Source organism: Streptomyces sp. Ag109_O5-1 (assembly GCF_003814875.1).
GTDB classification, from domain to species: Bacteria; Actinomycetota; Actinomycetes; order Streptomycetales; family Streptomycetaceae; genus Streptomyces; species Streptomyces sasae.
This window is the reverse complement of the sequence record NZ_RKQF01000001.1, coordinates 6,192,310-6,214,888: the sequence shown is the minus strand read 5'-3', so window position 1 is coordinate 6,214,888 and position 22,579 is coordinate 6,192,310. Positions and strand designations below refer to the sequence as shown.

Genomic DNA, 22,579 nt, shown 5'->3' with positions numbered 1-22,579 from the left:
AGTATCCAATTGCATCTCTTACCTGTGGACGATTACATTGGTGCCCATGCCACAGGCTCCCGCGATCCCCCAGGCCACCCGGCGGCGGCACGACCGAGAGATCGTCGCACTGGCCGTCCCGGCCTTCGGCGCACTCGTCGCCGAGCCGCTTTTCGTCCTGGCCGACAGCGCGATCGTGGGCCATCTCGGCACCGCGCAACTCGCCGGTCTCGGGGTCGCCTCGGCCCTCCTCACCACCGCGGTGAGCGTCTTCGTCTTCCTCGCCTATGCCACCACGGCCGCCGTCGCCCGCCGGGTCGGCGCCGGCGATCTCCCGGCGGCCATCCGTCAGGGCATGGACGGCATCTGGCTGGCGCTGCTGCTCGGTGCCGCGGTCATCGCCGTCGCGCTGCCCCTGGCTCCCGGCATCGTTGACGTCTTCGGGGCCTCGACCACCGCGGCCCCCTACGCGACGACCTATCTGAGGATCTCCTCGTTCGGCATCCCGGCCATGCTGGTCGTACTCGCCGCCACCGGCGTTCTGCGCGGCCTCCAGGACACCCGGACCCCGCTGTACGTCGCCGTCGCCGGCTTCGTCGCGAACGCCGGACTCAACGCGGGGCTCGTCTACGGCGCCGGACTGGGCATCGCCGGCTCCGCCTGGGGCACCGTCATCGCCCAGTGCGGGATGGCGGTGGTCTATCTGACCGTCGTGGTCCGGGGAGCCCGTAAGCACGGTGCGTCGCTTCGCCCCAACGCCTTCGGCATGCGGGCTTCGGCGCAGGCCGGTGTGCCGTTGCTCATCCGGACGCTCTCACTGCGGGCCATCCTCATGATCGCCACGGCTGTGGCGGCGCGGCTGGGCAATGCCGATATAGCCGCCCACCAGATCGTGCTGTCGTTGTGGAGCCTGCTGGCCTTCGCCCTGGACGCCATAGCGATCGCCGGGCAGGCCATCATCGGGCGCTGTCTCGGTGCGGGGGATGCGGTCGGTGCCCGCGAGGCCTGCCGACGCATGGTCCAGTGGGGCATCGCCATCGGAGTGGCCCTGGGCCTGCTTGTGATGGCCACCCGGCCACTGTTCCTCCCGCTGTTCACCAGCGACCCCGCCGTGAAGGACACCGCACTGCCCGCACTGCTCATCGTGGCGCTCTCCCAGCCGATCTCCGGCGTGGTCTTCGTCCTCGACGGCGTACTGATGGGCGCCGGAGACGGGCCGTATCTCGCCGGAGCCATGGTCGTGACCCTCGCGGTCTTCACGCCGGTGGCTCTGCTCGTTCCCGCCTTCGGCGGCGGGCTCGCTCCCCTCTGGGCAGCCATGACGCTGATGATGACCGTGCGAATGCTCACGCTCTGGCTGCGCGCCCGCTCGGGACGCTGGATCGTGACGGGCGCGACGCGCTGACCGATGCACTGGTGGTGTTTCACGTGAAACACCACCAGCCCTGACAAACCAAAGGGGCCGCACCCTCACGGGTGCGGCCCCTTTCAGCTACGGCTCAAGCCGAGCGCAGCATCAGGCCGCGACGACCTCGATGTTGACCGTGGCGGCAACCTCGGGGTGCAGACGCACGGACGTCGCGTGGGCGCCCAGGGTCTTGATCGCCGAAGCGACCTCGATGCGACGCTTGTCGACCTCGGGGCCACCGGCAGCCTTGATCGCCGAAGCGATGTCGGCCTGGGTGACGGAACCGAAGAGGCGGCCGGCGTCGCCGGCACGCACGGCCAGGCGGACCTTGACGCCCTCGAGCTGGGCCTTCACCTGGTTGGCCTGCTCGATGGTCTGGATCTCGTGGATCTTGCGAGCACGACGGATCTGCTCGACGTCCTTCTCGCCGCCCTTGGTCCAGCGGATAGCGAACTTCCGCGGGATCAGGTAGTTGCGAGCGTAGCCGTCCTTGACGTCGACGACGTCGCCGGCAGCGCCGAGGCCAGAGACCTCGTGGGTGAGGATGATCTTCATGTTTCGGTCACCCTTCCCTTAGCGCGCGGTGGACGTGTAGGGCAGCAGCGCCATCTCACGGCTGTTCTTGACGGCCGTGGCGACGTCACGCTGGTGCTGCGTGCAGTTGCCGGTCACGCGGCGGGCACGGATCTTGCCGCGGTCGGAAATGAACTTCCGCAGCATGTTCGTGTCCTTGTAGTCCACGTACTGGACCTTGTCCTTGCAGAAAGCGCAGACCTTCTTCTTAGGCTTGCGCACAGGCGGCTTCGCCATGGTGTTTCTCCTGTGTGATCAAGAAGTGGGGATGCGAGCCCTTGGCCCCTAGAAGGGGGGCTCGTCCGAGTAGCCGCCACCGCCGCCGCTGCCGCCGGAACCGCCACCCCAACCGCCGCCACCCTGGTTGCCGCCACCGGCGGGAGCGCCGGAGGCCCAGGGGTCGTCGTTGGGGGCGCCGCCCTGCTGGCCGCCACCGGAGCCGCCGCCCCAGCCGCCGCCACCCTGGCCGCCACCGCCGCCGTAACCGCCCTGGCCACCGCGGCCGCCACCACCGGCGGCCTTGGTGACCTTGGCCGTGGCACTCCGCAGGCTGGCGCCGACTTCCTCGACGTCCAGCTCGTAGACCGTGCGCTTGACACCGTCGCGGTCCTCGTAGGACCGCTGCTTCAGCCGGCCCTGCACGATGACGCGCATGCCTCGCTGGAGCGACTCGGCGACGTTCTCCGCCGCCTGCCGCCAGACCGAGCAGGTCAGGAAGAGGCTTTCGCCGTCCTTCCACTCGTTCGTCTGGCGGTCGAAGGTGCGGGGAGTGGACGCGACGCGGAACTTCGCGACCGCCGCACCGGACGGGGTGAAGCGCAGCTCGGGGTCGTCGACAAGATTGCCGACGACCGTGATGACGGTCTCGCCTGCCATGGGGGAACCTCTCGGCGGGTTTGCTGCTGGCTGCTTACTGCTACTCGAAACCCGAGATCAGCTGAGCTGGAAGCTCAGTGGGTCTCGGGGCGGAGGACCTTGGTCCGGAGGACCGACTCGTTCAGGTTCATCTGGCGGTCGAGCTCCTTCACGACCGCAGGCTCGGCCTGCAGGTCGATGACCGAGTAGATGCCCTCGGGCTTCTTCTTGATCTCGTACGAGAGACGACGACGGCCCCAGGTGTCGACCTTCTCCACCTTGCCGTTGCCCTCGCGGACGACGGAGAGGAAGTTCTCGATCAGGGGGGCGACAGCGCGCTCCTCCAGATCGGGGTCGAGGATGACCATCACCTCGTAGTGACGCATGTGGAACCCACCTCCTTTGGACTCAGCGGCCACGGTCGTTCCGTGGCAGGAGGGTTGTGATGCGTGCGCAACGGTATCGGCCGCCACTGACATTCGGGGGGGTCCCGCGGGATCCCCGGTCGCGGCCTGGGCAGACACCGGTGCAGACGGTAAAGACTACCCGCACACCCGCTTCCGGTTGAAATCCGGCGGCCGGGGCCCTCAATCTGTTCACATCGGGTGTGTACGGCGCTACGATGCGCCGCCTTCCGCAGGAGGTGCCCTATGGCACAGGCATTGCGACCCAACACCGCCGGATCCCTGTTCGCCACGGACGGCAAGACCCATCCGCTCCAGGACTCGCTGATGGCGGCGACCCTGGCGCTCGGGTTGATCGCCTTCGTCACGTCGTTCTTCCACGGCCTGCACCTGCTCAGCTCCTGGACCGGCCTGATCGGCCTCTTCACCGGCCTGTACGGGCAGTGGATCTCGATCACCACGCGCGAGCGTTTCGGTCTGATCCTGGGTCTCGGTGCCTCGGGCGTCGGCTTCTTCATCGGCATGGCGAACGGCGGGCTGTTCGGGTAGGCCTCCGGCACCCCGCACCACCGCGGAACGCCCCGGCCGCACAAGGGCCGGGGCGTAGGCACCGTACGGCCGGTCGGGCCGCGGGCAAGGCGCAGTAGGCTTCGGCGCGAGAGCCGGAGCCCCTGTACCCATGGGGACACACCAGCCCGAGGAGCGCCCCGACATGAGCCTGACCCTGAGGACCATCAGCCGCGAACAGCATCTGGCGTACATCCAGAGCCTGCCGGCGGCTAGCCACATGCAGGTCCCGGCCTGGGCCGATGTCAAGGCGGAGTGGCGTTCGGAGAACCTGGGATGGTTCGACGAGCGCACCGGCGAAATGGTCGGCGCGGGCCTGGTGCTGTACCGCCAGCTGCCCAAGATCAAGCGCTACCTCGCGTACCTGCCCGAGGGCCCGGTCATCAACTGGTTCGCGCCGAATCTGGACGAGTGGCTCCAGCCGATGCTGGCCCATCTCAAGCAGCAGGGCGCGTTCTCGGTGAAGATGGGCCCGCCGGTGATCATCCGGCGCTGGGAGGCCAACTCCATCAAGCAGGGCATCCAGAGCCCGGACGTGAAGCGGCTGCGCGACATCGAGGCCGACTTCATCGAGCCGCGCGCCTTCGAGGTGGCCGACAAGCTGCGCCGGATGGGCTGGCAGCAGGGCGAGGACGGCGGCGCCGGCTTCGGCGACGTGCAGCCGCGCTATGTCTTCCAGGTGCCGCTGGCGAACCGTTCCCTGGAAGAGGTCCACAAGAACTTCAACCAATTGTGGCGGCGCAACATCAAGAAGGCCGAGAAGGCCGGTGTCGAGGTCGTCCAGGGCGGCTACCAGGACCTGGCGGAGTGGCAGCGGCTGTACGAGATCACCGCCGTGCGCGACCACTTCCGGCCGCGCCCGCTGTCGTACTTCCAGCGCATGTGGACGGCCCTCAACACCGAGGACCCGAACCGGATGCGGCTGTACTTCGCCCGGCACAACGGGGTGAACCTGTCCGCGGCGACCATGCTGGTCGTCGGCGGGCACGTCTGGTACTCCTACGGCGCCTCCGACAACATCGGCCGTGAGGTGCGCCCCTCGAACGCGATGCAGTGGACGATGCTGCGCGACGCCTACGCGCTCGGTGCCACCGTCTACGACCTGCGTGGCATCTCCGACTCGCTGGACGAGACGGACCACCTCTTCGGCCTGATCCAGTTCAAGGTGGGCACCGGCGGCCAGGCCGCGGAGTACCTCGGCGAGTGGGACTTCCCGCTGAACAAGCTGCTCCATAAGGCGCTCGACATCTACATGTCGCGCCGCTGACGTCGCGTTCAGTGCTTCGATACCTCTGACACACACCGCTGCCATCAAGAAGGGTTCCGGGTCCGGCCATGGCGCTCACGCTCTACGTCGACACCGCGCGCTGGCGTGCGCACCACAAGCACGTGCAGGAGCAGTTCCCGGGCCTGGTCCCGGTCTGCAAGGGCAACGGCTACGGCTTCGGGCACGAACGGCTGGCGGAGGAGGCCACGCGTCTGGGCTCGGACATCCTCGCCGTCGGCACGACGTACGAGGCCGCGCGCATCAAGGACTGGTTCGGCGGTGACCTGCTGGTGCTGACGCCGTACCGGCGCGGCGAGGAGCCCGTCCCGCTGCCCGACCGCGTCATCCGCTCGGTGTCGTCGATCGACGGCGTGTACGGCCTGGTGGGTGCCCGGGTGGTCATCGAGGTGATGTCCACGATGAAGCGGCACGGCATCAGCGAGCAGGACCTGCCGCAGCTGCACTCCGCCATAGAGAACGTCCGGCTGGAGGGCTTCGCCATCCATCTGCCGCTGGACCGCACCGACGGCTCGGACGCCGTCGAGGAGGTCATCGGCTGGATGGACCGGCTGCGCGCGGCCCGGCTGCCGCTGCACACGATGTTCGTCAGCCATCTCAAGGCCGACGAACTCGCCCGGCTCCAGCAGCAGTTCCCGCAGACCCGGTTCCGGGCCCGGATCGGCACCCGGCTGTGGCTGGGGGACCACGACGCCACGGAGTACCGCGGGGCGGTCCTGGACGTCACTCGGGTGGCCAAGGGCGACCGGTTCGGCTACCGGCAGCAGAAGTCGGCCTCGGACGGCTTCCTGGTGGTCGTGGCGGGCGGTACGTCGCACGGGGTGGGCCTGGAGGCCCCGAAGGCCCTGCACGGCGTCATGCCGCGCGCCAAGGGCGTCGCACGGGCCGGTCTGGCCACGGTGAACCGGAACCTTTCTCCGTTCGTCTGGGGTGGCAAGCAGCGCTGGTTCGCGGAGCCGCCGCACATGCAGGTGTCGATCCTGTTCGTGCCCTCGGACGCCCCGGAGCCCAAGGTCGGTGAGGAACTGGTGGCCCATCTGCGGCACACCACCACTCAGTTCGACCGTCTCGTGGACCGCTGAGGTTTAAAGGACAGCGAAAAGGGCCGTACACGGACTTCCGTGTACGGCCCTTTTCTCCGCCCTCGGCCAGCAGGGAGAGCCGTTCGCTCAGAGCGAACTGTCCTCGGAGGATCGGCTTCCCCATTCCACCTGCGGCCCCTCGAACTGGACGGCGTGGCGTGGGGGACGGGCCGCGGAGCCGAGCACGAAGACGTCTTCCGCGCCGTCCAGCACCCCGCCCGAGGGGTCGTCGTCACCGGAGCGGCGCACCACGTCCCGCTCGGGCATGAGGATGTCGCGTACGACCATCGCGCACAGGTAGAGCGTGCCCAGCAGGTGCACGGCGATCGCCCAGTGGTAGCCGTTGGTGGGGAGACCCTTGTGGGCGTCTCCGCTGGTCGTGTACGCGAGGTACATCCAGATCCCCAGGAAGTACGCCACCTCGCACGCCTGCCAGATCAGGAAGTCCCGCCACTTCGGCCGGGCGAGGACGGCCAGCGGCACCAGCCACAGGACGTACTGGGGGGAGTAGACCTTGTTGGTGAGGATGAAGGCCGCCACCACCAGGAAGGCCAGCTGGGCGAAGCGCGGCCGGCGCGGGGCGGTGAGGGCCAGGGCGGCGATGCCCAGGAAGCAGAGCAGCACCAGGGCCATGGCCGCGTTGTTCACGAAGTCGGTGGACGGCGGGGTGGTCGTGTTCTGCGCCCAGATCAGCCAGAACGAGCCGAAGTCGACGCCCCGGTCGTGGCTGAAGGTGTAGAACTTCGACCAGCCGTCGAAGGCGAAGAGCATCACCGGCAGGTTCACGACGAGCCAGGCGGCCACCGCACCGCCCGTGGCGATCCAGAACTCCCGCCATTTGCCCGCGCGCCAGCACAGCAGGAACAGCGGCCCCAGCAGGAACACGGGGTACAGCTTGGCGGCCGTGGCAAGCCCCAGGAGGACCCCGAAGGCGAGGGGACGGCTCCGGGACCACATCAGCATCGCCGCGGCCGTCAGAGCGACCGCCAGGAGGTCCCAGTTGATGGTGGCGGTCAGCGCGAAGGCGGGCGCCAGGGCGACCAGCAGACCGTCCCAGGGGCGCCGGCGGTGCGTACGGACCACGCACACCGCGATGACGGCGGCGCACACCATCAGCATCCCGGCGTTGACGAACCAGTACACCTGCTCCTGGAGCTGGATGCTGCCGCTGCCCGGCGTGAGCCACGCGGCCACCTCCATGAACACACCGGTCAGCACCGGGTATTCGAGGTAGTCCATGTCGCCCTGGAGCTTGTCGAAGTAGGGCACCAGGCCGTCGGCGAAGCCTCGCCCCTGGTAGAGGTGCGGGATGTCCGAGTAGCAGGCGTGGGTGTACTGGGAGCTCGCCCCGAAGAACCAGCCACTGTCGTAGCAGGGCACCTTCTGGACCATTCCGAGGGCGAACATCCCGATCGCCACGAGCACCACGACCCGCAGGGGCGTCCACCAGGACGTCCCGAGCAGCACACGCCGCCCGATGGGGCCACCGATCAGCTCACTGCCTGCCGCGGCGATCTCGTCTTCCCTGGTCGGCCGCACCGGCTCCGGCTCGCGCACGCCCGCGGGCGTCGTCTCTGCACTGGGCATGGGGCCCATCCTGCCGTACCTCTCTAGGAATACGCCGAGGGCCGCCGCACCTCGTCGGATGCAGCGGCCCCTGTTTCACGTGAAACATGCTTCGGCGGGCGAAATGGTCACCAACCGGTCAAGGGTCTCGCGGTTAGCCGGTCGACCCGCCGAAGAGGTTTCCGCCATTGGCATTGCCTCTGCTGTTTCCGTTGCCGGTCGTCTCCGTGGCTGTCGGCGAGGAGGTCGTACCGGACGTGCTTCCGGTGTCGCCGCCGTCGGTCGAGCAGTTCCAGGCGAACTGGCAGGTCTCGGTCGCGCTGGGCGACGGCGCGGTGACCGTCTCACTGGGCGTGGCGCTGGGCGTGGCGCTCGGCGTCTCGCTCGGCGTGATGCTGATCGTCGGCGTCGGGGAGGGAGCCCCCGCCTCGTCGGAGATCTGACCGATCTTGGTCGCCTCGGGGAAGGCCAGGTCGTTGGAGTTCTTCAGCGCGGCCTTCATGTACTCGGTCCACACCGAGGTCGGGATGTCACCACCGTGGATGGACTCCACGCCGGCGGTGCCGTTCATGGAGAGCAGTTCGGCGTCCTTCGGGTTCTCACGGAACATCGCCACCGACGTCGCCAGCTGCCGGGTGTAGCCGACGAACCAGGCCGACTTGTTGCTGTCGGTGGTACCGGTCTTGCCCGCCGCCGTACGGCCCAGGGCCTTGGCGTTCTGGCCCGTGCCGTTCTGGATGACGTTCTGCAGGACGTCCGTGACGTTGTTCGCGACGTTCTCGTCCATGGCCCTGGACGCCTTCGGCTTGTCGAAGCCGTTCAGCGGCTGCCCGCCGTACTTGACCGCGGTCACGGAATACGGCTCCACGTGTTCGCCGGACGCCGCGAAGGTCGCATAGGCATCGGCCATGCGGATGGCACTGGGGGTGGACGTACCGATGGCGAACGACGGGTTCAGACCCTGCAACATGCTGTCGTTCAGGATTCCGGAGGCGTGGGCCATTTCACGGACCTTCGTGAGTCCCACGTCCACGCCCAGTTGCACGAACGGCGTGTTGATCGACTGCTCCATCGCCTTGCGCAGGGTGATGTAGCCCCAGGCGTGGGTGCTCTCGTTCCGCTGACGGAAGATCGAGTTGTCCTTGTTCAGGTAGAACGTGCCGTCCGGCCGCTGCACCTTGAGGTTGTCGTCGCCGTTGTACTTGCTCAGCGGCGACACCCCGACACCGTCGGTCTTGTACGTGCCGTCCTGCATGGCCGCGGCCAGGACGAACGGCTTCCACGTCGAACCGACGGGGACGCCGGAGGTGTCGGCGTTGTTGGTGAAGTGGTTGTTCTCGTAGCCCGCACCGCCGTACAGGGCGACGACCTTGCCGTCGTTGGGCACCACCGACGCGGCACCGAACTGGACGTACTTGTCCTTCTCGCGGTTCTTCGGGTCCAGGCGCGCCTTCTGCACCTTGGCCACGGCCGCGCTGAGCGCGTTGACCTTGTCCTTGTCGAAGGTCGTGTAGATCTGGTAGCCGCCCTGGTCGAACTGCGCCTCGGTGATGTTGGAGTGTGCGAGGACGTACTTCTTGGCCGTGTCGGCGAGGTAGCTGATCTGGCCGGTCATGCCCTTGACCGCCTTGCGGCCCTGGGGCAGGGGGTACGTCTTTATGGCCTGCTGGTAGTCGGCGTCGTTGAGGTGCCCGTCCTTGTGCATCTCCTCGAGGATCCAGGCCCAGCGGTCGTGCGACCGCTTGTAGTTGGCCTGCTTGGTGGCCGAGGGGTCGATGTCCGGGTTGCCCGCGGGGTCGTAGTAGGTCGCGCCCTTGAGCAGCGACGCCAGGACCGCGCACTGGCTGGGGGTGAGGTCCTTGGCGTTCACGCCGTAGTAGGTCTGGGCGGCGGCCTGGATGCCGTACGCGCCCCGGCCGAAGTACGAGGTGTTCAGGTAGCCCTGGAGGATCTCCGGCTTGGTGAGCTTGGTGCCCACCTTGATGGAGATGAACATCTCCTTGAACTTGCGTGTGATCGTCTGGTCCTGGCTGAGGTAGGTGTTCTTGACGAACTGCTGTGTGATCGTCGAACCACCCTGCGTCTGGCCACCCCGGGCCATGTTGACCAGGGCACGGGCGATACCCATGGGGTCGACGCCCGAGTCCGTGTAGAAGCTCTTGTTCTCCGCCGAGATCACCGCGTACTGCATGGCCTCGGGGATCTGGTCGATGGTGACGTTCTGCCGGTTCACGCCCGTACCGGTCGCGACCATCTGCTGGTTGTTGCCCCAGTAGTAGACGTTGTTCTGGGACTGGGCCGCCGTGTTCTCGCTCGGGACGCCCACCATGGCGTAGCCGACACCGACCAGGGCGACCAGACTGCCGAGGAAGGTGAGGGACAGCCCCGAGACGAGCTTCCAGGAGGGCACCCAGCGGCGCCAGCCGAACTTGTGCGCCCTGGGGTAGTCGATGAGGCGCTTCTTGCCGGGCGCCATCGACGCGCGGCCTCTGCCACGCCCTGGCCCGGCAGGACCGCCCGGACCATGACTCCCGTTGTCGGCCGTTCTGCGGCGGCCTCCCGTGTTTCTCTGCGCCGCCCGGCGTGCTTCGGCACGGCTGCCATAGGGGCGCTCTGCACCACCCGAGCCCTGGGAGTCCGTCCCGTAGGAACGGAACCCATAGTCGGAAGGAGACCCGGTGGCGCCTCGCGGTGCCGCACGGCGGCCGGAGGACGGATCGTACTGGCCGCGTCGGGCCGCGGCACGTCCGTCTCCGCCTCCCTGCGGCTGCGGCGGTTTGCGACGGTGCTCGCTCATCGAACGATTACTCCTCGGGCAGGCGCACCCGTGCGCGCCTGGAAACGGCGGCTGGTTTCCGGTCCCCCCGAAGTACGGATGTGGTCGGTCCTGCATTCACCCGTACGGCACCGAGGACATCGACGCCCCCCAGGCGTCACTTGGTTCCCGGTGGTCTGCATGCCGCACAGACTACGCACCGCCAAAACTCGCCGGGCCCCGAAGTTCACACCAAATCAGGCAACTTGCCTCCTGCGAATCGGTGATGTGATCCCGTTCACCGTCGCTCCTCTTGTCGCATAGGTCAGCCCGATCTATCGTCGGGATGTATCGAGTCGATACATCAGAGCGAGATAAGCGACCAGCGGACGAGAAGGAGGCGACGATGAGCCGGCGCTCCGGCATCCTCGAGTTCGCCGTACTCGGCCTGCTTCGCGAGTCCCCGATGCACGGCTATGAGCTGCGGAAACGGCTCAACACATCACTGGGCGTCTTCCGGGCGTTCAGCTACGGGACGCTCTACCCCTGCCTCAAGACGCTGGTCACCAACGGCTGGTTGATCGAGGAACCGGGAAACACCGCCGAGGACGCCCTCGCCGCGCCGCTCGCCGGCCGCCGCGCCAAGATCGTCTACCGGTTGACGGCCGAAGGTAAGGAGCACTTCGAGGAGCTCCTTTCCCAGACCGGCCCCGATGCGTACGAGGACGAGCACTTCGCCGCGCGGTTCGCCTTCTTCGGGCAGACCTCGCGCGATGTACGGATGCGAGTGCTGGAGGGCCGCCGCAGCCGGCTGGAGGAGCGCCTGGAGAAGATGCGCGTCTCGCTGACGCGCACCCGGGAGCGCCTCGACGACTACACGCTTGAGCTCCAGCGCCACGGGATGGAGTCCGTGGAGCGCGAAGTGCGCTGGCTGAACGAGCTCATCGAGAGCGAGCGGGCCGGACGGGACCTGAAGGGTTCTGCGTCCGGGGGAGCCGCTCAGCAGAACACCACCAATGGAGCGCCGGGCAGCCTGCCCCGGTCCGGGGATTCCCTCCGGCCGGATCTGCCCGACGACACCGCCACGTGAGACCCGCTCAGGGCCTCACTCGTACACACAGGGAGCAACCGGAATGGGTTCGGTTCGCGTAGCCATCGTCGGCGTGGGCAACTGTGCCGCGTCGCTGGTGCAGGGAGTCGAGTACTACAAGGACGCCGACCCGGCGTCCAGGGTCCCCGGCCTGATGCACGTCCAGTTCGGCGACTACCACGTCAAGGACGTCGAGTTCGTCGCCGCGTTCGACGTGGACGCCAAGAAGGTCGGCCTCGACCTGGCGGACGCCATCGGCGCCTCCGAGAACAACACCATCAAGATCTGTGACGTGCCCACGTCCGGTGTCACCGTGCAGCGCGGCCACACCCTCGACGGCCTCGGCAAGTACTACCGCCAGACCATCGAGGAGTCCGAGGCCGAGCCGGTCGACGTCGTCCAGGTCCTCAAGGACAAGCAGGTCGACGTCCTCGTCTGCTACCTGCCCGTCGGCTCCGAGGACGCGGCGAAGTTCTACGCCCAGTGCGCCATCGACGCCAAGGTCGCCTTCGTCAACGCCCTCCCGGTCTTCATCGCCGGCACCAAGGAGTGGGCGGACAAGTTCACCGAGGCCGGTGTCCCGATCGTCGGTGACGACATCAAGTCGCAGGTCGGCGCGACCATCACGCACCGCGTCATGGCGAAGCTGTTCGAGGACCGGGGTGTCGTCCTGGACCGCACGATGCAGCTGAACGTCGGCGGCAACATGGACTTCAAGAACATGCTCGAGCGTGAGCGCCTGGAGTCCAAGAAGATCTCCAAGACGCAGGCCGTCACCTCCCAGATCCGCGACCGCGAGCTCGGCGAGGGCAACGTCCACATCGGCCCGTCCGACTGGGTCGCCTGGCTCGACGACCGCAAGTGGGCGTACGTCCGCCTCGAGGGCCGCGCCTTCGGCGATGTCCCGCTGAACCTGGAGTACAAGCTCGAGGTCTGGGACTCCCCGAACTCTGCCGGTGTCATCATCGATGCCCTGCGTGCCGCGAAGATCGCCAAGGACCGCGGCATCGGCGGCCCGATCCTCTCCGCGTCGAGCTACTTCATGAAGTCCCCGCCGGTCCAGTACTTCGACGACGAGGCCCGCGAGAACGTGGAGAAGTTCATCCGCGGCGACGTCGAGCGCTGACCCGACACCACCGCACACCAGAGCCAAAGCTCGCAAAAAAACGCTCCTGCCAGGGCTGTGAGGGTCCCCGGGTCATCCGACCCGGGGACCCTTCCCCTATGTGCGGTCCCATATGTGAGGCTGTGCCCCATGCCCGTCGTCCGCGACCTGCGTGTCCTGCTGCGCCTGCGGAACTTCCGCCGCCTGCTCGCCGTACGCCTGCTCTCCCAGGGCGCCGACGGCGTCTACCAGGTCGCGCTGGCCGCCTACGTCGTCTTCTCCCCGGAGAAGCAGACCTCACCGGCCGCGATCGCCTCCGCCATGTCGGTCCTGCTCCTCCCGTACTCCCTCGTGGGACCCTTCGCCGGCGTCCTGCTGGACCGCTGGCGACGCCGCCAGGTCCTCCTCTACGGCAATCTGCTGCGCGCGCTGCTGGCCTCGGTCACCGCAGCGCTGATGGTGAGCCATGTCCCCGACTGGCTCTTCTATGTCTCCGCCCTGTGCGTCACGGCCGTCAACCGCTTCGTTCTCTCGGGGCTCTCCGCCGCCCTGCCGCGGGTGGTCGACACCGATCGGCTGGTGCTGGCCAACTCCCTGTCCCCGACCGCCGGAACCCTCGCTGCGACCGCCGGCGGCGGACTCGCCTTCGCCGTACGGCTGGTGGCCTCGGACTCCGACGCCGCGGTGGTGGTGCTGGGCGCCGCGCTGTACCTGTGCGCGGCCCTCACCTCACTGACCATGGCTCCCTGGCTGCTCGGCCCCGACCGGCGGTCGGCACCGCCACGCCTGGGCACGGCCGTCGTCACCACCGTCCGGGACCTGCTGGCGGCGGTACGGCATCTCGCCGCGCCCGAGCGCCGTGAGGCGGCCTGGGCCCTGTTCGCCATGACGCTGATGCGCTTCTGCTACGGCGCACTGCTGGTCCTGGTGCTGATGCTGTGCCGCTATGCACTCGCCTCGAATCCGGACGACGGCCTGCGACTGCTGGGGCTGGCACTGGGGATCTCCGGCGCCGGTTTCTTCGCGGCGGCGTTGGTGACGCCCTATGCCGCGGGACGACTCGGTCCCGGCCGTTGGATCGTCGTGTGCGCGGCGTCCGCCGCCGTCCTGGTGCCGGCTCTGGGCCTCCCGTTCACGACCGGCCCCATGCTGGTCGCCGCCTTCGTCCTGGGGCTGATCACCCAGGGAGCGAAGATCTCCACGGACACCATCGTGCAGTCCTCCGTCGACGACGGCTTCCGCGGCCGGATCTTCTCCGTGTACGACGTGCTCTTCAACGTCGCCTTCGTCGGGGCCGCCGGTGTCGCCGCCCTGATGCTGCCGCCGGACGGTCGCTCGGCGAGCCTCGTCATCACGGTCGCGGTCGTCTACGCAGCCGTTGCTGTGACCATGGCCCGCGTTGAAGGACTGCTCGAAGTACGGGAGTAGCAGCGAGGGGCGATGTTTCACGTGAAACATCGCCCCTCGTCCCGTGTGGATCGAGGTCATGTTTCACGTGAAACATGACCTCGATCCACACGCTCAGCCCTGCTCGGCCCACCACTGCTTGAGCGCGGCCACCGCCGCGTCATGCTCCATCGGCCCGTTCTCCAGCCGGAGCTCCAGCATGTGCTTGTAGGCCTGGCCGACCTCCGGGCCCGGCCGGATCCCCAGGATCTCCATGATCTGGTTGCCGTCGAGGTCCGGGCGGATCGCGTCCAGCTCCTCCCGCTCCTGAAGTTCGGCGATGCGCTCTTCCAGGCCGTCATAGGCGCGAGAGAGCGCCGCCGCCCTCCGCTTGTTGCGGGTGGTGCAGTCGGACCTGGTCAGCTTGTGCAGTCGGTCAAGAAGCGGTCCTGCGTCGCGGACGTAGCGGCGGACCGCCGAGTCCGTCCACTCCCCGGTCCCGTAGCCGTGGAAGCGCAGATGGAGTTCGACCAGCCGTGAGACGTCCTTCACCAGTTCGTTGGAGTACTTCAGGGCCGTCATGCGCTTCTTGGTCATCTTCGCCCCGACCACCTCATGGTGGTGGAACGAGACCCGGCCGTCCTTCTCGAAACGGCGGGTGCGCGGCTTGCCGATGTCGTGCAGCAGCGCGGCGAGGCGGAGAGTCAGATCGGGACCGTTCTCCTCCAGCGCCATCGCCTGCTCCAGGACAATCAGCGTGTGGTCGTAGACATCCTTGTGCCGGTGGTGCTCGTCGCTCTCCAGACGCAGGGCCGGCAGCTCGGGCAGGACATGGTCGGCGAGGCCCGTGTCGACGAGCAGCGTCAGTCCCTTGCGGGGGTGCGCGGAGAGGACCAGCTTGTTCAGCTCGTCCCGGATCCGTTCGGCCGAGACGATCTCCAGACGTCCGGACATGTCCTTCATCGCGGCAACGACCTCGGGGGCGACCTCGAAGTCGAGCTGTGCGGCGAAACGGGCGGCCCGCATCATCCGCAGCGGGTCGTCCGAGAAGGACTCCTCGGGCGTCCCCGGGGTGCGGAGCACACGGAGCGCCAGGTCCTCGAGACCGCCGTGCGGGTCGATGAACTCCTTCTCCGGCAGCGCCACCGCCATTGCGTTGACCGTGAAGTCACGCCGGACGAGATCCTCCTCGATGGAGTCCCCGTACGACACCTCGGGCTTGCGCGAGGTGCGGTCGTAGGCCTCGGAACGATAGGTCGTGACCTCGATCTGAAAGTGCCGAACAGCGTCTCCGACGCGGGCGTCCTTCTGCGCCCCGACCGTGCCGAAAGCGATACCGACGTCCCAGACGGCGTCCGCCCAGGGCCGGACGATCTTCAGCACGTCCTCGGGGCGGGCGTCGGTGGTGAAGTCCAGGTCGTTGCCGAGCCGGCCCAGCAGCGCGTCCCGGACCGAGCCGCCGACCAGGGCAAGCGAGAACCCGGCCTCCTGGAATCGGCGGGCGAGGTCGTCGGCGACGGGCGCCACCCGCAGCAGCTCACTCACCGCGCGCTGCTGCGCCTGGCTCAGGGCATTGGAAGAGTCTTCATTGGCGTTCGGCACAACAGAACAGGGTACGTGGCCCGGGCCGCCCGAAGCGCCGCCATATTCCGCAGGCGCCCCTTACACCGCCTCCACATAAAGAGGGTGAGACACCTCACTCCATATCCCCACAAGCGCAGCGATAGACGCTTACCGGAATCTCCCCGCGATACTGAACATAGGGGATGGGCCGGTCTCCTCTCCCGATCTTGTGGAGCAGACCGCGGCACTTCCATTCAGCGCGCCTCGTTACCATGCGTGGACGCACATTCCGACGACCACTGACGACGACGAGGGACGGACGAGCGCGTGGCCGAGGCGGCAGACTTCCAGGGGACGCCCTCACCTGCCCGCCGCTGGCTGCGGCGGACCGGGGCACTGCTCGCGGGCGCGCCTCTGCTGGCCGGTCTGATGCAGCTGCCCGCCGCGGCTCCGGCGCAGGCGGCCGGCTCCGACACGGTGTCCGTCGCCCTGGACTCTCTCAGCCCCAGCGCCCCCGCCGACGGGGACACGCTGACGGTCTCCGGCACGGTGACCAACAACGGCAAGCAGGCCGTCACGGACGCCCAGGTGGACCTGCGCGTGGGTGCTCAGCTCAGCACGCGCTCCGCGATCGAGTCCGCTGCGCAGCACCCCGACGACCTCCAGTCGAGCCTCGGCACCGCGGTCGGCGGCAAGTACACCGAGCCCTTCGACTCGCTCGCCCCGGGGGTCGCCGAGCACTTCAGCCTCTCCGTGCCGGTCGACAAGCTCGACCTCGGCCAGGACGGGGTGTACCAGTTCGGTGTCTCGCTGTCCGGCCAGACGGCCGCACAGCCGTGGGACCAGGTGCTCGGCATCCAGCGCACGTTCCTGCCGTGGCAGTCCTCCGAGGCCGACACGAAGACGAAGGCCACATATCTGTGGCCGCTGATCTCCACCGTCCATGTGACGGCGAAGACAGGGGCGGGCGAACTGCAGACGCCGGTCTTCCTCGACGACGACCTCACCAAGGAGATCTCCCCCGGCGGCCGGCTGGCCCAGATGCTGGCGCTCGGCAAGGACCTGGACGTCACCTGGGTGATCGACCCGGACCTGCTCGCCTCCGTGGACGCGATGACGCGCAGCTACCGGATCCAGGGCGCCGGCGACACCACCACGGCCGGTACCCATCAGGCGGTGGCCAAGCAGTTCCTGGCCGACCTGCAGGACGCGGTGGCGGACAAGGAGGTCGTGGCCCTTCCCTTCGCCGACCCGGACCTGGCCTCCCTCGCACACAACGGCACCAGCGTGACCGGCTCGCTGAGCCACCTCAAGGACGCCACCGACGTCGCGACCACCACCGTACAGACCGTGCTCCATGTCACACCGAACACCGACTTCGCCTGGCCCGTGAGCGGCGCCGTCGACCCGTCGATCATCAAGGTCGCCACCTCGGCCGGCGCCGACAAGGTGATCGCCCGCAGCGACAGCCTCCAGGAGACCGGCGGGCTGTCCTACACACCGTCGGCGGCACGCCCCATCGGTGGCGGTACGACCGCGGTGGTCGCGGATGCCCGGCTGTCCACGGCGTTCGAGGGCGATCTCACGAAGGCCGACTCGGCCACCCTCGCGGTGCAGCAGTTCCTGGCCCAGAGCCTGGCGCTGAACGACCAGACGGACAAACAGCGCAGCATCATCGTCGCCCCGCAGCGGATGCCGTCGGCAAGCCAGGCCCAGGCGATGGCGACGGCGATCACCGCGCTGCAGGACAGCAACTGGTCCCAGTTCCAGGACCTCGCCGCGGCCGCCAAGGACAAGCCCGACCCCGGCGCGACCACGAAGATCCCCTCCTCGTCCGCCTATCCCTCCTCGCTGCGCAAGCAGGAGCTGCCCCGGACGGCCTTCGAGCAGATCGCCCGCACCCAGGACAAGCTCGACAACTTCCAGGTGATCCTCACCAACCAGTCGCGGGTGGTGACCCCCTTCGGGCGGGCCATAGACCGTGAGATGTCCACGTCGTGGCGGGGCAGCGGCAGCGAGGCGGACAGCTTCCGCACCGGCGTGGAGTCCTGGCTCGACAGCCTCACCGACCAGGTCAAGCTCATCGACAAGTCCGAGACCAAGCTCTCCGGCCGCAGTGCCACCATCCCGGTGACCGTCCAGAACAACCTGGTCCAGGGCGTCGGTCACCTGGTCCTGCGGCTCACCTCGACGATGCCGACCCGCCTGGAGATCGGCGGCAAGCCCTACTACGAGCAGCCCGTCGAGGTCTCCGGCGGCCACAGCCAGTCGGTGAAGTTCTCCACCTCGGCCAACGCCAACGGCCGGGTGGAGGTCATCGCCCAGCTCTACACCGAGGACGGCCAGGAGTACGGCGACCCCGTCCGCTTCGACGTGAAGGTCACCGAGGTCACGCCCACCGTGATGCTGGTCATCGGCGGCGGGGTGCTGCTGCTGGTGCTCGCCGGCTTCCGGATGTACACCCAGCGCAAGCGGGCGGCAGCCCGCCAGGCCGAGGAGGGCGGCGGCCCGGACGCGACCGGCGACGACACCCCGGACGCTCCGAACGCTCCCGACGCCCCGGAGAGCGACGGCGCCGAGGACACCGGCGGGCCGGGGAACCCCGACGCAGGTGACCATCGCCACCAGGGGGAGTCCGAGGCGCGGTCCGGGGCAGACGACCCGGAGCAGCCGAGTGACCCGACGCCGGACACCGCACCGGAAAGCACCGACCCGTCCGGGACGGGTGAGAGAGTGGACCGTTGAGCGATGTCGTGGCCGGTGTGGCCCGGGACGATGAGGTGGGGTAACCATGAACGCGCCGTACGACGGTGAACGCGGCCAAGGCGCGGCCGGTTCGGGCTACCCCGAGCCGCCGCCGGAGGCCGGCCAGGTCCCGCCGCAGCACGCGGCTGACATGTACCTCCAGGACGCCTACGACCAGGACCCGTACCGGGCGCAGGACCTCTCCGCCCAGGACCCGGTCGCCGAGGCGCTCTACGACCGCGCCGCGCACCCCCCGCCGCCCCCGGGCACCTACCCGCAGCAGCCGCTATACGGACAGCCCGCCCAGTCGCCGTACGCCCCCGACCCGCACGTGTGGGCCCAGACCCCGGCGCCGGAGCCGGAGGGCCCGTCCCAGTACCTGCCCTACGGCGACGACCCGCGCACGACTCAGTTCGTGGGCGTCGACGACCTGGTCACGCACTCCGGTGAGCAGCACCACGAGCCGGACGCCTTCGCGCACCTGTTCAGGGACCAGCAGCAGGGCGGCTACCGGGATCCCCGGCAGGACGGCGGACACCTGCCCCCGGAGCCCCCGTCGGTGCCGGGACCGGCCGCCGCCCCGGGTGGGCCGTCCCTGGCCCCGCAGTATCCGACGCCCGCCACCGACCAGACCCTGAACCTCGGCGCCACCCCCGCAGCGCCCCCGGCGCCCGCCCGGACCGCGGCTCCGCTGGCCCCCGCGCCCGCCCCCGCGAAGAAGAGCGGGAAGGCCGGAGGGCTACTGAAGTCCAGCGCCGTGATGGCGGCGGGCACGATGGTCTCCCGGCTCACCGGCTTCGTCCGCTCCGCGCTGATCGTCTCCGCGCTGGGCGTGGGTCTGCTCGGTGACACGTTCCAGGTCGCCTACCAGCTGCCCACGATGATCTACATCCTGACCGTCGGCGGCGGCCTCAACTCCGTCTTCGTGCCGCAGCTGGTGCGCGCCATGAAGGAGGACGAGGACGGCGGAGAGGCGTTCGCGAACCGTCTGCTGACCCTCGTGATGGTGGCGCTGGGCCTGCTCACCGCTGCCACCATCGCGGCCGCGCCCTTCCTCATCCGTCTGCTGTCCGACTCGGTCGCCAGCGACCCGGCTGCCAACGCGGTCGGCATCACCTTCGTCCGCTACTTCCTGCCCTCGATCTTCTTCATGGGCATCCACGTGGTGATGGGTCAGATCCTCAACGCGCGGGGCAAGTTCGGCGCGATGATGTGGACACCGGTCCTCAACAACATCGTCATCATCGTCACCCTCGGCCTGTTCATCTGGGTGTACGGCACCGCCGCGCACTCCGGGATGAAGGTCACCACCATCCCGCCGGAGGGCCAGCGGCTGCTCGGCATCGGCGTGCTGCTCGGCCTCGTGGTCCAGGCCCTGGCGATGATCCCCTACCTGCGCGAGACCGGGTTCCGGCTGCGGCTGCGCTTCGACTGGAAGGGCCACGGCCTCGGCAAGGCCGCCACCCTCGCCAAGTGGACCGTGCTGTTCGTCCTCGCCAACCAGGCGGGCGCACTCGTCGTCTCCCAGCTGTCGACCTCGGCCGGCAAGCACTCCCCGGTCGACGGCACCGGCTTCGCCGCCTACGCCAACGCCCAGCTGATCTGGGGCCTGCCGCAGGCCATCATCACGGTCTCCCTGATGGCCGCCCTGCTGCCGCGGATCTCCCGCTCGGCTGCCGAGAACGACACGGGCGCCGTCCGCGACGACATCTCCCAGGGCCTGAGGACGACCGCCGTCGCGATCGTCCCCATCGCCTTCGGCTTCCTGGCCCTCGGCATCCCGATGTGCACCCTGATCTTCGGCTCCTCGGGCATCAGCGAGGCGACCAACATGGGCTTCATGCTGATGGCCTTCGCCCTCGGCCTGATCCCCTACTCGGTGCAGTACGTCGTCCTGCGTGCCTTCTACGCGTACGAAGACACCCGCACCCCCTTCTACAACACGGTCATCGTCGCCGCGGTCAACGCGGGTGCCTCGGTCGCCTGTTACTTCCTGCTCCCGGCCCGCTGGGCGGTGGCCGGCATGGCCGCCTCCTACGGTCTCGCCTACGCGATCGGCGTCGGGGTCGCCTGGAAGCGGCTGCGCAAGCGGCTCGGCGGCGACTTGGACGGCTCCCGTGTCACCCGCACCTACGCCCGGCTGTGCATCGCCTCCGTACCGGCCGCGCTGCTCAGTGGTGCGGCCTGCTACGGCATCGGCCACACTCTGGGGCAGGGTGTGATCGGTTCCTTCGCCGCGCTGCTGGCCGGCGGGGCCATCCTGCTCGGCGTCTTCTACGTGGCCGCGCGCCGCATGCGCATCGAGGAACTCAACTCCCTCGTGGGTATGGTGCGGGGGCGCCTGGGGCGCTGAGGCGGGGGTAAGCGCACAACCATCGTCCGCCGCCGCGTGTCGTGCATAGCGGGGGACTGTGGGCACAATTGGATTCGGCGTCGGACAGCGTGCAACGGATGGGGAGGCAGGGAACGACGGTGGCGGAACGGAGCACAGCTGCCGTCGACGTGGCAGACAACAGCGGTGACGAGCCGCTGACCGCCAAGGCGGGGCAGTCCACGGCCGACGGGGTGGCACAGAACCCGGAGCGGGACACGGACAGCGACGAGGCACAGGGGAGCGGCACGACCGCGGACCCCGGGAAGAAGGCCTCACCTCCCGAACTGCACAGCGGTCACAAACTCGCCAGACGCTACCGTCTCGAGGAGTGCGTCACCCGTCTGGACGGTTTCAGCAGTTGGCGTGCGGTCGACGAGAAACTGCGGCGTGCCGTCGGTGTCCATATCCTGCCCTCCGACCACGCACGTACTCGTGCCGTGCTGGCCGCCGCCCGTTCCGCCGCGCTGCTCGGCGACCCGCGGTTCGTGCAGGTCCTGGACGCGGTCGAGGAGGACGACCTCGTCTATGTCGTCCACGAGTGGCTGCCGGACGCAACGGAACTGACCGCGCTGCTGGCGGCCGGCCCGCTGGAGCCGCACGACGCCTACCAGATGGTCAGTCAGATCTCCTCCGCCATGGCGGCCGCGCACCGCGAGGGCCTGGCCCATCTCCGTCTCAACCCGAACGCGGTGCTGCGCACCTCCACCGGCCAGTGGCGTATCCGCGGCCTCGCGGTGAACGCGGCACTGCGCGGCATCAGTTCCGACACCCCGCAGCGCACCGACACCGAGGCGATCGGCGCCCTGTTGTACGCGGCGCTGACCCAGCGCTGGCCGTACGAGAGCGACGCCTACGGTCTGGCCGGGCTGCCCAAGGACATCGGCCTGATCGCACCCGACCAGGTGCGTGCCGGGGTCCACCGCGGCCTGTCCGAGCTCGCCATGCGGGCTCTCGTCAACGACGGCGCCACCGCCTCCCGCCATGAGTCCGCGTGCACCACGCCGGAGGAACTGGTGAAGGCGATCGGCGAGATGCCCCGCATCCGTCCGCCGGAGCCGGCGTTCACGGCACCGCCCGAGTACCAGCGCACCACGTACCAGCAGGGCACCTACGGCCGCCCCACGCCGCCCGGCGTGACGCAGCCCCTCCAGGCACCGCCGCCACCGCTCCAGAGCCGTACCGGCAAGGCCCTCAAGTGGGCGGTCTCCGCCCTCCTGATCGCCGCCCTGGGCCTGGGCAGCTGGCAGCTCGCGGACGCCCTGATGGACCAGAGCGACAAGTCCGACAGCAACAACACCCAGACCACGGACGACGGCGACAAGAACAGTCCCAGCCCCACGCCCGCCGCCGCGATAAAGATCGAGAACGCCCAGGAGTACATCGCCGAGGGTGAGGCCCAGCATCCCAAGGACGTCGGCAAGACGTATGACGGCAGCACCTCGACGTACTGGAGGACCAACACCTTCCTGAGCGGCCCGGAGCTGGCGCCGTACAAGCCAGGCGTGGGCATCGTCTACGACCTGGGCTCCGCGAAGGAACTCGCCACGGGAACCATCTCCCTTCGCTACTCTGGCGATCACACGACGATTGCGCTGTACGCCGCCGACTCGCTGTCCCCGGGGCCGGTCAGCTCGTTGACGAAGATCGGCAGCGTCACCACCACCGGTGACACCGCCACGGTGAAGGTCACCAAGAAGGTGAAGAGCCAGTACGTGCTCGTGTGGATGACCGCCGTACCGAATTCGGGTCCGGACTCCGCCGCGTACGCACAGGCCGGCTACAAGCAGGCCATCACCGAAGTGAAGTTCACAGGCTGACGTCTCACCGGAGGCACCGAAGGCG

17 protein-coding genes are annotated in these 22,579 nt (G+C 68.6%); 10 read left to right on the top strand and 7 right to left on the bottom strand.

What is annotated here, in order from left to right; genetic code table 11:
* The first annotated feature begins 46 nt into the window (after positions 1-46).
* Entirely contained in the window at positions 47-1,384 is a 1,338-nt protein-coding gene (locus EDD90_RS27995) for an MATE family efflux transporter (RefSeq protein WP_123975743.1), read from the top strand.
* A gap of 111 nt (positions 1,385-1,495) precedes the next feature.
* Here the strand turns inward: EDD90_RS27995 and rplI are convergent, their stop codons facing one another.
* The 4 genes from rplI to rpsF all read right to left on the bottom strand — a co-directional run bounded on the left by rplI (position 1,496) and on the right by rpsF (position 3,201).
* Positions 1,496-1,942 carry a 50S ribosomal protein L9 gene (gene rplI, locus EDD90_RS27990; RefSeq protein ID WP_123975742.1) on the bottom strand — a complete coding sequence of 149 codons (447 nt, stop codon included), beginning with the start codon at positions 1,940-1,942 and terminating at the stop codon, positions 1,496-1,498.
* A gap of 18 nt (positions 1,943-1,960) precedes the next feature.
* On the bottom strand, positions 1,961-2,197 hold the full coding sequence (gene rpsR, locus EDD90_RS27985) for a 30S ribosomal protein S18 (RefSeq protein ID WP_006381652.1): 237 nt from the start codon (positions 2,195-2,197) through the stop codon (positions 1,961-1,963).
* 48 nt (positions 2,198-2,245) lie between these two features.
* Positions 2,246-2,836 carry a single-stranded DNA-binding protein gene (locus EDD90_RS27980; RefSeq protein WP_123975741.1) on the bottom strand — a complete coding sequence of 197 codons (591 nt, stop codon included), beginning with the start codon at positions 2,834-2,836 and terminating at the stop codon, positions 2,246-2,248.
* 74 nt (positions 2,837-2,910) lie between these two features.
* On the bottom strand, positions 2,911-3,201 hold the full coding sequence (gene rpsF, locus EDD90_RS27975) for a 30S ribosomal protein S6 (protein WP_005482942.1): 291 nt from the start codon (positions 3,199-3,201) through the stop codon (positions 2,911-2,913).
* A 264-nt stretch (positions 3,202-3,465) separates the two neighbouring features.
* Here rpsF and EDD90_RS27970 point away from each other — a divergent pair, with 264 nt between their 5' ends.
* From EDD90_RS27970 to EDD90_RS27960, 3 genes are all read left to right on the top strand, one after another.
* Positions 3,466-3,768: a hypothetical protein gene (locus tag EDD90_RS27970; protein ID WP_123975740.1), complete on the top strand. Its 303-nt coding sequence runs from the start codon at positions 3,466-3,468 to the stop codon at positions 3,766-3,768.
* A 163-nt stretch (positions 3,769-3,931) separates the two neighbouring features.
* Positions 3,932-5,053 (top strand): peptidoglycan bridge formation glycyltransferase FemX, encoded by a 1,122-nt coding sequence (femX, locus tag EDD90_RS27965; protein WP_123975739.1) that lies wholly within the window; start codon positions 3,932-3,934, stop codon positions 5,051-5,053.
* 68 nt (positions 5,054-5,121) lie between these two features.
* Complete coding sequence (locus EDD90_RS27960; RefSeq protein WP_123975738.1) at positions 5,122-6,153, top strand: alanine racemase; 1,032 nt, start codon at positions 5,122-5,124, stop codon at positions 6,151-6,153.
* 87 nt (positions 6,154-6,240) lie between these two features.
* On the opposite strand, the gene EDD90_RS27955 is transcribed toward EDD90_RS27960, so the two are convergent.
* Both EDD90_RS27955 and EDD90_RS27950 read right to left on the bottom strand, forming a co-directional pair.
* The gene (locus EDD90_RS27955; protein ID WP_185149249.1) at positions 6,241-7,740 is read right to left on the bottom strand and encodes a glycosyltransferase family 87 protein; all 1,500 of its coding nucleotides are present in this window, start codon (positions 7,738-7,740) and stop codon (positions 6,241-6,243) included.
* 133 nt (positions 7,741-7,873) lie between these two features.
* Complete coding sequence (locus EDD90_RS27950) at positions 7,874-10,516, bottom strand: transglycosylase domain-containing protein (RefSeq protein WP_185149248.1); 2,643 nt, start codon at positions 10,514-10,516, stop codon at positions 7,874-7,876.
* 364 nt (positions 10,517-10,880) lie between these two features.
* Between EDD90_RS27950 and EDD90_RS27945 the strand changes: the two genes are divergently transcribed.
* The 3 genes from EDD90_RS27945 (at position 10,881) to EDD90_RS27935 (ending at position 14,097) form a co-directional block, all read left to right on the top strand.
* Positions 10,881-11,564, top strand: a complete 684-nt coding sequence (locus EDD90_RS27945; protein ID WP_123975736.1) for a PadR family transcriptional regulator — start codon at positions 10,881-10,883, stop codon at positions 11,562-11,564.
* 43 nt (positions 11,565-11,607) lie between these two features.
* Positions 11,608-12,690, top strand: a complete 1,083-nt coding sequence (locus tag EDD90_RS27940; protein WP_123975735.1) for an inositol-3-phosphate synthase — start codon at positions 11,608-11,610, stop codon at positions 12,688-12,690.
* 129 nt (positions 12,691-12,819) lie between these two features.
* Positions 12,820-14,097: an MFS transporter gene (locus EDD90_RS27935; RefSeq protein WP_123975734.1), complete on the top strand. Its 1,278-nt coding sequence runs from the start codon at positions 12,820-12,822 to the stop codon at positions 14,095-14,097.
* 93 nt (positions 14,098-14,190) lie between these two features.
* Here EDD90_RS27935 and EDD90_RS27930 read toward each other — a convergent pair whose 3' ends face one another.
* Positions 14,191-15,657, bottom strand: a complete 1,467-nt coding sequence (locus EDD90_RS27930; RefSeq protein WP_123975733.1) for a CCA tRNA nucleotidyltransferase — start codon at positions 15,655-15,657, stop codon at positions 14,191-14,193.
* 288 nt (positions 15,658-15,945) lie between these two features.
* On the opposite strand from EDD90_RS27930, the gene EDD90_RS27925 reads away from it, so the two are divergent.
* From EDD90_RS27925 to EDD90_RS27915, 3 genes are all read left to right on the top strand, one after another.
* Positions 15,946-18,363 carry a DUF6049 family protein gene (locus EDD90_RS27925; protein WP_123975732.1) on the top strand — a complete coding sequence of 806 codons (2,418 nt, stop codon included), beginning with the start codon at positions 15,946-15,948 and terminating at the stop codon, positions 18,361-18,363.
* 46 nt (positions 18,364-18,409) lie between these two features.
* A complete protein-coding gene (gene murJ, locus EDD90_RS27920; RefSeq protein ID WP_123975731.1) occupies positions 18,410-20,716 on the top strand; it encodes a murein biosynthesis integral membrane protein MurJ in 2,307 nt (768 codons plus the stop codon).
* A 119-nt stretch (positions 20,717-20,835) separates the two neighbouring features.
* Positions 20,836-22,554, top strand: a complete 1,719-nt coding sequence (locus EDD90_RS27915; RefSeq protein ID WP_123975730.1) for a protein kinase family protein — start codon at positions 20,836-20,838, stop codon at positions 22,552-22,554.
* Positions 22,555-22,579 lie beyond the last annotated feature (25 nt).

Coding starts and splice junctions, on each gene's coding strand:
- EDD90_RS27995 (WP_123975743.1), top strand. CDS start 47: ATGCCACAGGCTCCCGCGATCCCCCAGGCCACCCGGCGGCGGCACGAC.
- EDD90_RS27950 (WP_185149248.1), bottom strand. CDS start 10,516: ATGAGCGAGCACCGTCGCAAACCGCCGCAGCCGCAGGGAGGCGGAGAC.
- EDD90_RS27945 (WP_123975736.1), top strand. CDS start 10,881: ATGAGCCGGCGCTCCGGCATCCTCGAGTTCGCCGTACTCGGCCTGCTT.
- rplI (WP_123975742.1), bottom strand. CDS start 1,942: ATGAAGATCATCCTCACCCACGAGGTCTCTGGCCTCGGCGCTGCCGGC.
- EDD90_RS27935 (WP_123975734.1), top strand. CDS start 12,820: ATGCCCGTCGTCCGCGACCTGCGTGTCCTGCTGCGCCTGCGGAACTTC.
- rpsF (WP_005482942.1), bottom strand. CDS start 3,201: ATGCGTCACTACGAGGTGATGGTCATCCTCGACCCCGATCTGGAGGAG.
- EDD90_RS27970 (WP_123975740.1), top strand. CDS start 3,466: ATGGCACAGGCATTGCGACCCAACACCGCCGGATCCCTGTTCGCCACG.
- EDD90_RS27940 (WP_123975735.1), top strand. CDS start 11,608: ATGGGTTCGGTTCGCGTAGCCATCGTCGGCGTGGGCAACTGTGCCGCG.
- EDD90_RS27960 (WP_123975738.1), top strand. CDS start 5,122: ATGGCGCTCACGCTCTACGTCGACACCGCGCGCTGGCGTGCGCACCAC.
- murJ (WP_123975731.1), top strand. CDS start 18,410: ATGAACGCGCCGTACGACGGTGAACGCGGCCAAGGCGCGGCCGGTTCG.
- EDD90_RS27955 (WP_185149249.1), bottom strand. CDS start 7,740: ATGCCCAGTGCAGAGACGACGCCCGCGGGCGTGCGCGAGCCGGAGCCG.
- femX (WP_123975739.1), top strand. CDS start 3,932: ATGAGCCTGACCCTGAGGACCATCAGCCGCGAACAGCATCTGGCGTAC.
- EDD90_RS27980 (WP_123975741.1), bottom strand. CDS start 2,836: ATGGCAGGCGAGACCGTCATCACGGTCGTCGGCAATCTTGTCGACGAC.
- rpsR (WP_006381652.1), bottom strand. CDS start 2,197: ATGGCGAAGCCGCCTGTGCGCAAGCCTAAGAAGAAGGTCTGCGCTTTC.